General features: G+C 72.1%; 10 protein-coding genes and 1 pseudogene. 6 read left to right on the top strand and 5 right to left on the bottom strand.

The features are described from left to right. A pseudogene (locus ABD810_RS33860) lies at window positions 1-421 on the top strand (hypothetical protein); the annotation flags it as partial. Between the two features lie 320 nt (window positions 422-741). On the opposite strand, the gene ABD810_RS33855 reads toward ABD810_RS33860, so the two are convergent. Next, window positions 742-1641 (bottom strand): LysR family transcriptional regulator, encoded by a 900-nt coding sequence (locus tag ABD810_RS33855; protein WP_344950348.1) that lies wholly within the window; start codon window positions 1639-1641, stop codon window positions 742-744. Between the two features lie 131 nt (window positions 1642-1772). Here ABD810_RS33855 and metE point away from each other — a divergent pair, with 131 nt between their 5' ends. Beyond that, window positions 1773-4217 carry a 5-methyltetrahydropteroyltriglutamate--homocysteine S-methyltransferase gene (metE, locus tag ABD810_RS33850; protein ID WP_344950345.1) on the top strand — a complete coding sequence of 815 codons (2445 nt, stop codon included), beginning with the start codon at window positions 1773-1775 and terminating at the stop codon, window positions 4215-4217. 143 nt (window positions 4218-4360) lie between these two features. On the opposite strand, the gene ABD810_RS33845 is transcribed toward metE, so the two are convergent. Together ABD810_RS33845 and ABD810_RS33840 are read right to left on the bottom strand one after the other, a co-directional pair. Beyond that, on the bottom strand, window positions 4361-5602 hold the full coding sequence (locus ABD810_RS33845) for an RNA polymerase sigma factor (RefSeq protein WP_344950342.1): 1242 nt from the start codon (window positions 5600-5602) through the stop codon (window positions 4361-4363). Between the two features lie 8 nt (window positions 5603-5610). Then, window positions 5611-6018, bottom strand: a complete 408-nt coding sequence (locus tag ABD810_RS33840; protein ID WP_344950354.1) for a YciI family protein — start codon at window positions 6016-6018, stop codon at window positions 5611-5613. A gap of 357 nt (window positions 6019-6375) precedes the next feature. Here ABD810_RS33840 and ABD810_RS33835 point away from each other — a divergent pair, with 357 nt between their 5' ends. Beyond that, window positions 6376-6630, top strand: coding sequence for a hypothetical protein (locus ABD810_RS33835; RefSeq protein ID WP_344950338.1), 255 nt, complete (start codon window positions 6376-6378; stop codon window positions 6628-6630). Window positions 6631-6662: 32 nt separating this feature from the next. On the opposite strand, the gene ABD810_RS33830 is transcribed toward ABD810_RS33835, so the two are convergent. After that, window positions 6663-7295 (bottom strand): TetR/AcrR family transcriptional regulator C-terminal domain-containing protein, encoded by a 633-nt coding sequence (locus ABD810_RS33830; protein WP_344950335.1) that lies wholly within the window; start codon window positions 7293-7295, stop codon window positions 6663-6665. A 327-nt stretch (window positions 7296-7622) separates the two neighbouring features. Here ABD810_RS33830 and ABD810_RS33825 point away from each other — a divergent pair, with 327 nt between their 5' ends. After that, window positions 7623-8582: a quinone oxidoreductase family protein gene (locus tag ABD810_RS33825; protein ID WP_344950332.1), complete on the top strand. Its 960-nt coding sequence runs from the start codon at window positions 7623-7625 to the stop codon at window positions 8580-8582. 168 nt (window positions 8583-8750) lie between these two features. Here ABD810_RS33825 and ABD810_RS33820 read toward each other — a convergent pair whose 3' ends face one another. Beyond that, window positions 8751-9488 carry a FadR/GntR family transcriptional regulator gene (locus ABD810_RS33820; protein WP_344950329.1) on the bottom strand — a complete coding sequence of 246 codons (738 nt, stop codon included), beginning with the start codon at window positions 9486-9488 and terminating at the stop codon, window positions 8751-8753. A gap of 214 nt (window positions 9489-9702) precedes the next feature. Between ABD810_RS33820 and ABD810_RS33815 the strand changes: the two genes are divergently transcribed. Both ABD810_RS33815 and ABD810_RS33810 read left to right on the top strand, forming a co-directional pair. Next, complete coding sequence (locus ABD810_RS33815) at window positions 9703-10236, top strand: gluconokinase (protein WP_425567002.1); 534 nt, start codon at window positions 9703-9705, stop codon at window positions 10234-10236. Next, window positions 10233-11609 carry a GntP family permease gene (locus ABD810_RS33810; protein WP_344950323.1) on the top strand — a complete coding sequence of 459 codons (1377 nt, stop codon included), beginning with the start codon at window positions 10233-10235 and terminating at the stop codon, window positions 11607-11609. Before ABD810_RS33815 ends, ABD810_RS33810 begins: the two co-directional genes overlap by 4 nt. Window positions 11610-11680: the final 71 nt, after the last annotated feature.

Raw genomic sequence — 11680 nt, 5'->3', positions numbered from 1 at the left:
CCTCACCGGTCATGATCATCCGCGTTTGGGGCTGGTGACACGTTCGTTAACGGCACCCCTGGACGCGCCGGTATGGGCCATGCTGGCGGTATTCGCGATAGGCGGGTTCGCCTGCGGGTTCCTGAACCCGATCCTTGGGGCGATCTCATACGAGCGGGTGCCGCGGCACCTGCTGGGTCGGGTCAACGCGCTGAAGGACTCCCTTGCCTGGGCCGGGATCCCGCTCGGCGGGCTGGTGAGCGGGGTGGCGGTGGCGGCCGCGGGGCTGGCGCCGGTGCTGCTCGCAGGCGGGGCGGCCTACGCGCTGACCACCAGCCTGACGGGGCTGCGGCCCGAATGGCGGGAGATGGATCGGCTGCGAGGCCAGGCCCCACCCGCCGTACCGGCGCAGAGCGAAGTGCTGACGACGGACGCACGCTGAGCGACGGTCACCTTGAGCGGACCTGGCGCCACCGCGGCCATGCATCACGTCGAACGTCAGACCGTCATCGCTGTGCGTCGATCAGGACTCGGCCCAGGAAGCTGACCAGGGTGGTGTCCTGTGCCCTGTTGAGGTACTGCCGGCGGACGAGCTGCGGCGTCAGCGCGGCTCGTACGGCGGGTTCGGTGTCGGGTCCTGAGGTGACCGGCTCCTCCGGGCGCCCCTGCCCTCGGCCGGATGGTGTCCTCGGTGACCTTTACGAGACCAGGTGATGCGGATCGAGGAAAGCCGCAGGCCAGGGCCTTGCGGGCGGCGAGGGGTCAGCGGGTCCACAGCGTCTCCTGGACGGCGTGAATCAGGGTCATCACCTCCGGTGAGACCCGTTCGGGGGACCAGGCCAGCCCGTAGGTCATGCGCAGGTCGCCGCCGTCGAAGGGGACGAAGCGGACGTCCTGGCGGCGGATCCAGGTGGCCAGCAGCTGGGGCACCGGCAGCAGTCCCGTTCCCGCGGCGACCAGGTCGAGCATGGCGGCGAAGTCGTCGATGTCGTCGGCCACGACATGGTGCTGGTGGGGGCCGTTCAGCGTGGCGGCGACCCGTGCCCACATGCCCCCGTGGGGCCGGTTGGCGGGGAGCAGGACCTTGTACCGCCCGAGCAGTCCGGGGGTGATCTGGGACAGGGCCGCCAGGGGGTCGCCCGCCGGTACGGCCAGGTGGCCGACCCGAACGCCGAACCGGGCGCCGGTGGTGAAGCCGGTGGGGAACGGGGCGCTCAGCAGGGCCACCGCGACCTCGCCGCGCGTCAGGGCCTGCGTGGCGGCGCGCCAGCCCGCCGGGCGCAGTTCCACCTCGATCGCCGGCTCGCGCTGGGCCAGCCGCCGTGCGGCCCGCGCCGCCAGGCTGCCGACCAGGGGTGCATAAGCAAGGCGAATGATCGGGCGGGGCGGTTCGGCCAGCCGCGCCGCCTCGGCGGAGAAGGCGGCGGCGGTGTCCAGCAGCGTGCGCGCGTACGGCAGCAGGGCCTTTCCCGCCGCCGACAGCTGGACCTCGCGGCTGGTGCGGTCGAACAGCCGCATGCCCAGCGACTGCTCTAAGCGGCCGATGGCCTGGCTCATCGCGGGCTGGGACATGCCGAGATCGGCCGCTGCGCGCGAGAAGCTCAGGTGCCGGGCCACGCGGGCGAAGCAGTGGATCTCACGAAGCGGCGGGGCTGGTTGCACGCTCCAAGTATGGTCACCCGGCCGGACTCCCCCGCCGGCCGATCCATAAGTGATGTGAATTGATCGCGGTGGTGGTGGTCGTGATCGGGGAGGATGCCCGCGTCCGATCCACCGCGACGCAGGGAGCCCGCATGACCACCGCACGCACATCGCCTTTTCCCGACTCCACGGTGCTGGGGTACCCGAGGATCGGGCCGCGCCGGGAGCTGAAGCGGGCGCTGGAGTCGTACTGGGAGGGCCGGTGCACCCTTGAGGACCTGCGGAGCACCGGGCGTGAGCTGCGGGAGCGGACCTGGCGGCGGCTGGAGGGGCTGGGTCTTGGCGCGGTGCCCTCCAACACCTTCTCCTTCTACGACCAGGTCCTCGACACCGCCGTGTCGCTCGGGGCGGTGCCCGCCCGCTACCGCGCCGGCTCCCCCGAGGACACCGTGTTCGCCATGGCCCGGGGCACCGACGGTGTGGCACCGCTGCGGATGACCAAGTGGTTCGACACCAACTACCACTACATCGTGCCGGAGATCGGCCCGGGCACCGAGTTCGCGCCCGCCGGGGACAAGCCGGTGTCGGAGGTGCGGGAGGCGCGGGCGCTGGGCCTGCGGACGCGGCCGGTGCTGCTCGGCCCGGTGACGTTTCTGCTGCTGTCGCAGGCGGCGCCGGGCAGCCCGGCCGGTTTCGTCCCGCTGGACCGGCTGGCGGACGTGGTCGGGGTGTACGAGCGGCTGCTGGGCGAGCTGGCAGCCGAAGGGGTCGAGTGGGTGCAGCTGGACGAGCCGGCGCTGGTGGCCGACCGCACCGGCGCTGAACTGGAGGCCGTCCGCACCGCCTACCAGCGGCTGGGCTCGCTGACCGAGCGCCCCGGGCTGTTCGTGGCCTCCTATTTCGGGCACCTGGGCGAGGCGCTGCCGGTGCTGGCGGGAACCCCGGTGGAGGCGATCGGGGTGGACCTGGTGCACGGCGCAGCCGGATACGGGTTCAGCGGGCAGGGCGAGACGGCGGAGCTGGAGGTTCTGGCGGGCAAGACCGTCGTGGCCGGGGTGGTGTCGGGGCGGGAGGTGTGGCGTACCGACCCGCAGCGGGCACTGGCCGCGCTGGTGGCCCTGCGCGCCCACGCCGGCCGGGTGGTGGTGAGCACCTCGTGCTCGCTGCTGCACGTCCCCTACGACGTGGAGCTGGAGAGCGACCTGGATCCGCGGCTGCGCCGGCGCCTGTCGTTCGCCGACCAGAAGGTAGGCGAGGTGGTGGAGCTGGCGGGCCTGCTCGACGCCGCTCCCCTGCCGGCGGCCCCATCGGTGGCGGCGGCCGGGCCCGCGACCGAGGAGCCGGGCCGCGAGGTGATGGGACCGGCGAGCCTGCTCGACGCCGCCGGGTCCCCCGGCGCCCACCTGCGGGTGACCCCACCCGGACCGGTGGCGGCGGCCCAACCGGTGGCGGCGGCCGGACCGGTGGCGGCACCCGGACCGGTGGCGGCACCCGGACCGGTGGCGGCGGCCGGGGCCGCGGCCGAGGAGCCGGGTCGCAGCCCTTATCCGGTGCGCGCGGCCGCGCAGGCCGAGCACCTGCGGCTTCCCCCGCTGGCGACCACCACGATCGGGTCGTTCCCGCAGACCGGCGAACTGCGGGCCGCGCGCGCCGCGCTGGCGGCCGGGCGGCTGGATCAGGACGCCTACGACCGGCGGGTGCGCGCGGAGATCGAGCACGTGATCGCCCTGCAGGAACGGCTGGGCCTGGACGTGCTGGTCCACGGCGAACCCGAGCGCAACGACATGGTGCAGTATTTCGCCGAGCACCTGGAGGGTTTCGCCGTCACCCGGCACGGGTGGGTGCAGTCCTACGGCTCGCGTTGCACCCGACCGCCGATCCTGCACGGCGATGTGCGCCGGCCGGCGCCGATCACGGTGCGCTGGGCCTCCTACGCGCGGTCGCTGACCGCCAAGCCGGTCAAGGGGATGCTCACCGGGCCGGTCACCATCGTGGCCTGGTCGTTCGTCCGGGACGACCTGCCCCTTCGCGATGTGGTGTTCCAGGTGGCCGACGCGGTGCGCGCCGAGGTCGCCGACCTGGAGCGGGCGGGCATCTCGATCATCCAGGTGGACGAGCCGGCCCTGCGTGAGCTGATGCCGCTGCGCCGGGCGTCACAGGAGTCCTACCTCGAGTGGGCCGTCCGGGCCTACCGGCGGGCCACCTCGAGTGCGGGCGACCGTACCCAGATCCATACGCACCTGTGCTACTCCGACGCCGAGCAGATCCTGGCCGCGGTCGACGCCCTGGACGCCGATGTGACCAGCATCGAGTCGGCACGATCGCACGCGCGGATCCTGGCCGAGCCGGCTGTGGCCGGTTTCGGGCGGGGGCTGGGCCCAGGGGTGTACGACATCCACTCCCCGCGCGTGCCGGGCGTCACGCAGGTGGAGGCCTGGCTCAGGGCGGCGGTGGAGGCGTTGCCGGCGGCGCGGGTGTGGGTGAATCCCGACTGCGGGCTGAAGACCCGTACCTACGCGCAGGTGGAGGCGGCGCTGGCCGCCATGGTCACGGCGGCCCGCCGCGTGCGGGAGACGGTCCCGGCGGGACGGTCCTGACGGTGGTCCTGGCAGGACGGTCCCGGCGGTGGTCCTGGCAGGACGGTCCTGGCGGGAGATCTCAAGGTCCCGGCGGGCCGAACCTGGCAGGACGGTCCTGGCGGGCGGGGCGGCCCTAGCCGGACCGTCCTGGCGGCGTGGTTCTAGTCGTGGGGCAGGCGGGCGGCCTGGGCGTGGAGGTAGCGCTGCTGGGGGAGGTTGGTGGTGCGCCGGGCCGCCTCCTGGTAGGACTCGCGCGCCGCCCGGTGCTCACCGGTCATCTCCAGCAGGTGGGCGCGGACCGCGTACAGGCGGTGGTCCCCGGCGATGCGCTCGTCGGCCTGGAGCTTGTGGAGCAGGCTCAGCCCGGCGTGCGGGCCGTGGGCCATGGCCACGGCGACGGCGTGGTTGAGGGCGACCATGGGGTTGGCGGACATGCCCATGAGCGCCTCGTACAGCGCGGTGATCTGTGGCCAGTCGGTCGCCTCGGCGCTGGGCGCCTCGTCGTGGAGCGCGGCGATCGCCGCCTGGAGCTGGTAGGGGCCGGCGGGTCCCCGGCCGAGCGCGCCGGTGATCAGCGCCACGCCCTCGGCGATGTGGCCGGCGTTCCACAGACGGCGATCTTGCTGGGCCATCGGTATCAGCCCGCCGTCGGGCCCGGTACGTGCGGGCCGGCGGGCGTCGGTGAGCAGCATGAGCGCCAGCAGGCCGGTGACCTCGCCGTCGTCGGGCAGCAGCCGGTGGACCATGCGGGCCAGCCGGATCGCCTCGGCCGACAGCTCGTCGCGGTGCAGGCTGGGCCCCGAGGTGCTGGCGTAGCCCTCGTTGAAGATCAGGTAGAGCACGTGGAGGACCGCGCCGAGCCGTTGGGCGCGCTCGGCGCCCGCCGCCAGGCGGAAGGGGATGCCGCTGTCCTTGATGCGTTGCTTGGCCCGGCTGATACGGCGGGTCATGGTGGCCTCGGGGACCAGGAAGGCGCGGGCGATCTCGGCGGTGGTCAGGCCGCCGACCGCCCGCAGGGTGAGGGCGATCTGTGAGGCCGGTGACAGCGTGGGGTGACAGCACATGAACAGCAGGATGAGGGTGTCGTCGGATTCGGCCGGTGGCCGGTCGGCGGCGGGTGTCACCCATTGGCCGGGGGGTGTCCAGCGGGCGAGGGTGTCCTCGCGGTGGCGGCGGGCCTGGTCGCTGCGCAGAAGGTCGGTGAGCCTGCGTGAGGCGACCGTGATCAGCCATGCGCGGGGGTTGTCGGGGATGCCGTCCTTGGGCCATTGGGTGGTGGCGGCCAGCAGCGCCTCCTGGGTCGCGTCCTCGGCGGTGTCGAAGTGCCCGTAGCGCCGTACCACCGCGCCGAGGACCTGCGGCGCCAGCCGGCGCAGCAGGTCCTCGGCACTGGTGTCGGGCATGGAAGCGGTCAGAGATCCATCTCGGCGTGGGATTCGGCGATGGGCCGTATGTCGGCGTAGGCGCGTGCGGCGACGTGGTCGGGGGCGGGGCAGTCGCCCAGCCGGGCGGCGATCTCGGTGGCCCGGTCGAAGCTGTCGCACTCCACGATCCAGTAGCCGGCCAGGACCTCCTGGGTTTCGGCGTAGGGCCCGTCGGTGACGACCGGGGTGCCGTTGTGCGATCCGATTCTCCTGGTGTGGACCGGGGCGGCCAGACCCCGCGTCTCGACCAGTTCGCCAGACTCCTCCAGGTCCTTGTTGAACGCTTCCATGAAGGCGCCCATCGCGGCGAAGTCCTGCGCGGACCAGGCCGGCTGGCCGCTCGCCTGACCGGCCATGCCGTCGTAGTCCTGCTGGGACCCGTAGGTCAAGATCATGTATTTCACGGTCTCTCCTTTCACCGGCACTGCGGTCTGTGCCTGTTCACCGGAGACGTCGGGACCGCCGGCCGATCCCGGACCTCCGCCGCCACCCGGTTCGCGAAAATCGCGAAAATCTTCGGAGCGCCGCCATCTCACGCGTGCGCACCCGAGCCTATGAGTTCCGGCGCGCTGCGGGAGTGGCGGCCTGCCCTGCCAGAGGCTCGGCAAGGTGGCCTGGATGGGGCGGGCCTGGCCGGTGAGGCCGGTGAGGCCCTTGGGTAGGGCTGGGTTATGGACCGTTCCGAGGAACCCGGTCGCGAGCCCGCCGGCCCGCGCGATCACTTGTATCGTCCGCCGCCGGCGGACCGGCTGGTGTCCCGAGGCCCGCGCCGGGCCGGCACGGCGGGCCGGGACCGCCGTTCGCCGAGTGCCGCGCTGGTCGCCGCGTGCGCCGGCGTGCTCGTCTTCGTGGTGCTGGCCGTGTACGGGGCGCTGCAGCAGGTCTGGTCGGTGTTCTTCGTCAGTTGCGTGCTGACCGCGGTGTCGGCGGCGTACGCGATCGTTGAGGGCGAACGGTGGCGCGGGGTCGAGCAGGCGGGTCAGGCCGACCTGCCGGGCCGCCGCTGAGGCGCGCATCACGCCTCGGAGCGGCTGACCGGTCAGGACGTGGGACCGGACTGCGCGGCAGGGCCATGGATGATCTGTTCCAGACAATCGCGGAACAGATCGTCGACGGTGCGTCCGGGTTGGAAGTACTCGGCCACACCGGCCGTTACGGTGGGGTACGCCGCGGCGTACGCGGCCATGTCGAAACCGTCCAGGGCGTCCGCGTCGGGGCGGCCGACCTGTTCCTCCAGGACGTAGCCGACGGTGAAGCGCAACACCGTCAACACGATCAGGCGAGCCTGCCGCAAGGGAATGCCCCGCCCGACCAGTGTGCTCATCGCCAGTTCGGAGATGGCGGCCATCTTGAGGGACAGCTGGGAGGCCGCGATGATCCGGGCTCCGTCCGGGTGGGCCAGCAACGCGCGCCGCAGCCGCCCGGCCAGGCCGATCAGCCAGTCCTGCCAGCACTCCTCCGGCGCGGCCGACGCCGGCTCGGGGAACTGCTGCTCAAGAATCGCCTCGGCGATCGCGGTGACCAGCGCCGCCTTGTTCGGGATGTGCCAGTAAAGGGTCGGCGACTGTACGCCGAGCCGGGCGGCCAGCTTGCGCGTGGTCACGCCGTCGAGACCCTCGGCGTCCAGTAGCGCGACGGCCTCGGTGACGATCCGCTGCTTGTCCAGAGCCAATTCCCGGCACCTCCCTTCCGGACTCTATCAGTGGTAGAGTCCTCTATCAGTGATAGAGACTGATGTACCAGGGGAGGCAACGATGAGACACCGGCACTCGCTCCGCGATCTGCTGCACTGGGCGACCCATCGCATTCCGGGGATTCCCGCGCACATCGAGCGGCCGGCCGGCCACCAGGGCCAGGGCCGCCACGGCCATGGGTGGCGGCACTCGCTCACGCACCACCGTTCGCACCACCACGGGTTCAACCACTCGCCGGCCCGTCCGCCTCGCGTCCTGGCGGCGTGGCAGACGCGGATCGCCCGCTTATTCGGTCAGGAGCTGGGATGAAGGCAGCGGTGCTCCACGAGGCCGGCGGCATCCCACGCTATGAGGACTTCCCCGATCCGGTGGCCGGCGACGACGAGGTGATCATCGACGTCAAGGCGGTCGCCGTCGAGAACGTCGACAAGGCGATCGCGGCCGGCACGCACTACGCCAGCGAGAAGTACATCGGCCGGTTTCCGGCGATCCCTGCCTTCGACGGCATCGGCGCCCTCCCAGACGGCACTGTCGTCGGATTCGGGAACATCCGCCTGCCCTACGGCGCGCTCGCCGAGAAGGCCGTGGTGCCCCAGGGCTCCTACGTGCCGATCCCCGACGGCATCGACCCGGCCGTGGCGACCGTGATGGCCTCGGGCATCACCGCAATGTCGATGAAGACGGCCGCGGGGTTCGTTCCCGGGGAGACGGTGCTGGTGCAGGGCGCCACCGGGGTCGCCGGGCGGCTCGCGGTCAAGGTGGCCCGGCTGCTGGGCGCCGGCCGGATCGTCGCCACCGGCCGCGACGACGACCAGTTGCGCGGGGTACAGGCCATCGGGGCCGACACGGTGATCAACACCGCGGTCTCCGACGAGGCTCTGGCGCAGGCGTACCTCGACGCCAGGGGGGACGGCTACGACGTCGTCGTGGACTACCTGTGGGGCAGGCCCAGCGAGATCCTGCTGCGCGCGCTGGTGCCGCGGTCGTTCGCGTTCGGCAAGCCGACCCGGGTGGTCCAGATCGGCGAGTCGGCCGGCACCGAGCTCGCCCTTGCCGCGTCGAGCCTGCGCACCTCCGGCGTGGAGATCTACGGCGCGGCCAAGGGCCTCGGCCCGCAGACCATGGACGAGGTGTACCAGCAGATCGTGACGTGGACGCGGTCCGGCGAGCTCACCTTCGACGTGGAGAAGGTCCCGCTGAGCGACATCGAGACCGCCTGGCAGCGAACCGACCTCAAAGGCAGGCGGCTCGTCGTGATGCCATGAACGGCCCGCGCCCATGACACACCAGCGATGATCACCGGTCAGCGTTCCGTCGCCGTCCTCACCCATTCAAGACCGCCAAGGACGAGCTGTCGCCGTCGCACCCGGTCGGCGGTGCCGCCAATCCCGCAGGGATCACGGGCGGGATAGGGGTGCCGGCCGGGTGGCCGATCAGTCCTCGACCGCGCCGGTGGTGTCCTTGGGCGGTGTGGTGAGCATGGCGCGGGCGGTCTCTTCCAGGATGTCGCGCATGGCGCGTTCGGCGGCCTCGGGGTCGCCCGCCTGTACGGCCTGCGCCACCTCGGCGTGCCGGCGGATGGCCTCCGGCTGGGGGTGGGCGGGCATGAGGTGGTGGTGGGTGCGGGCGGTGAGCACCTCGGCGACCACGTCGGTGAGCGCGCCCAGCATCTCGTTGCCGGACGCCCGCAGCAGGGTGCGGTGGAAGACGATGTCGGCGGCCAGGTAGGCCTCCAGGTCGCCGGCCTTGCCGTGCACGGCCATCTGCATGACGGCGCCGGTCAGCACCCCGCACTGCTCGGGGGTGGCGTGGCGGGCGGCCAGGGCGGCGGCCACCGGCTCGACGCCGCGGCGCAGCTCGCCCAGTGACAGCAGCAGCTGGTGGCGGTCGGCGCCGTCCAGGCGCCAGCGGATGACGCGCGGGTCGAACAGGTTCCATCCGGCGCGGGGGGCGACGGTGAGGCCGACGCGGCGCCGGCTGCTCAGCAGGCCCATCGACTCAAGGACGCGGATGGCCTCGCGGATGACCGATCGCGACACCCCGAAGCGGTCTTCGAGCTGCTCGATGCGCAGGACGTGACCGGAGGGGAACGCGCCGGAGGTGATCAGGACGCCCAGCTGGTCGAGCACGCTGGCGTGCAGCCCGGGATTGATCCGGTCATTGGCTCCCACGGTCGCCCATCTTGCCACGATACAAGCTCAACGCCGCCCAAACAGCTAAAAGATATGATTAATTAGGCGTTACCCCTTGATTACAGATGATTATTCGTGAAACCCTGTCGGGCAGTTCCATCCGAGAGGGCGTCCAATGAACCCCACCGATCCCCCGCCCCCGACTCCCCCGGCCGCGCCGCCTCAAACCCCCGCGCCGCCGCTGCTGGTGGTCATGGGCGTGACCGGCTCCGGCAAGACGACCGTCGGCGCGGCCCTGAGCCGTCGCCTGCGGGTGCCGTTCGCCGACGCCGACGACTTCCACAGCGCGGCCAACGTCGCCAAGATGTCGGCCGGCACCCCCCTGGACGACGACGACCGGCTGCCCTGGCTGCGTTCGGTCGGCGCCTGGCTGGCCGAACACGCCGTCGGCGGCGGGGTGATGAGCTGCTCGGCGCTCAAGCGCGCCTACCGCGACGTACTGCGCCAGGCGGCGCCGCAGGTGGTCTTCGTCCACCTGCACGGCGAGCCGGAGCTGGTGCGCCGGCGGGTCGCCGGCCGGCCCGGCCACTTCATGCCCGCCACGCTGGTCGCCTCGCAGTTCGCGATCCTGGAACCGCTGCAGCCCGACGAGCACGGCCTGGTGCTGGACCTCGGCAGGAGCGTCGACCAACTCGTGCAGGACTACCTCGCCGCCACGCCCCCGTCCCCCACCGCCCCCGCCGAGCCGTCGCCCGGCCCGCAGGGGGACTCAGGAGAGCCGAGATGACCCCCTCGTTGATCGCGCTGGCCGCGCCGCAGGCGGCGGTGTCCAGCGGGCGGCTGGTGCCGGCCGCGCTGATCGGCATCGCGCTGATCGTGGTGCTGATCACCCGTTTCCGGCTGCACCCCTTCCTCAGCCTCACCCTCGGCTCGCTGGCCGTCGGCGCCATCGCGGGCCTGCCCATGGCCGATGTCATCACCAGCTTCACCAACGGGTTCGGCAGCACGGCCGCGGGTGTGGGCACGCTGATCGCGCTCGGCGCGATGTTCGGCAAGCTGCTGGCCGACTCCGGCGGCGCCGACGAGATCGTGGACACCATCGTCGGCCGGTCCAGCCCTCGATCTCTGCCGTGGGCGATGGCGGCGGTGGGGTCGCTGATCGGCCTGCCGATGTTCTTCGAGATCGGCCTGGTGCTGCTGATGCCGGTCATCTTCCTGGTGTCACGCCGTTCGGGGTTGTCACTGGTCCGGGTGGGCATCCCGGCCCTTGCGGGACTTTCGGTGATGCACGGGCTGGTGCCGCCGCACCCGGGGCCGCTGGTGGCCATCGACGCGCTCAAGGCCGACCTCGGCATCACCCTGGGCCTTGGCGTGCTGATCGCGCTGCCGACGGTGGCCATCGCCGGCCCGCTGTTCGCCCGGTACGCCGCCCGCTGGGTCGATGTCCCGGCGCCGGAGCTGTACCAGACCCGCGATGAGCGCGAAGGCGCGCGCCGCCCCTCGTTCGGCGTCACCGTGGCCACCGTGCTGCTGCCGGTGGTGCTGATGATGGGCAAGGCCGTCGCCGACCTGGTCGCGGCCGAGGGCACCGTGGTGCGCACCGTATTGGACTTCCTCGGCACCCCGCTGGTGGCGCTGCTCATCGCCGTGCTGGTCGCGATCTTCACCCTTGGCCTGGGCGCCGGCATGGACCGCAAGGCCATCGCCACCTCGCTGGAGCGCGCGCTGCCGCCGATCGCGGGCATCCTTTTGATCGTCGCCGCGGGCGGCGGGTTCAAGCAGACCCTGGTCGACACCGGCATCGGCAAGCTGGTGGCCGACTGGGTGCAGAACAGCGGGCTGTCGGTGCTGTTGCTGGCCTGGCTGGTCGCGGTGCTCATCCGCCTTGCCACCGGGTCGGCCACGGTGGCCACCGTCACCGCCTCGGGCATCCTGGCCCCGCTGGTCACCACCTTGGACACCGGGCAGACCTCGCTGCTGGTGCTGGCCATCGGCGCGGGGTCGCTGTTCTTCTCGCACGTCAACGACGCGGGTTTCTGGCTGGTCAAGGAGTACTTCGGGCTCAGCGTGGGCCAGAACCTCAAGACCTGGTCGGCGATGGAGACGGTGATCTCGGTGGTCGGGCTGGTGCTGGTCCTGGCACTCAGCGTGGTGATCTGACGGTGTTTGTCCGTGTTAGCCTCGCAAGGGTCCACCCGCCGCCCGGCCGTTCGCTCCGGCCCTGTGCGGGT

Source organism: Sphaerisporangium flaviroseum (genome assembly GCF_039537005.1).
Lineage (GTDB): Bacteria > Actinomycetota > Actinomycetes > Streptosporangiales > Streptosporangiaceae > Sphaerisporangium > Sphaerisporangium flaviroseum.
Note: the sequence above shows the minus strand (reverse complement) of the source record. Positions and strands in the feature narration are given on the sequence as shown.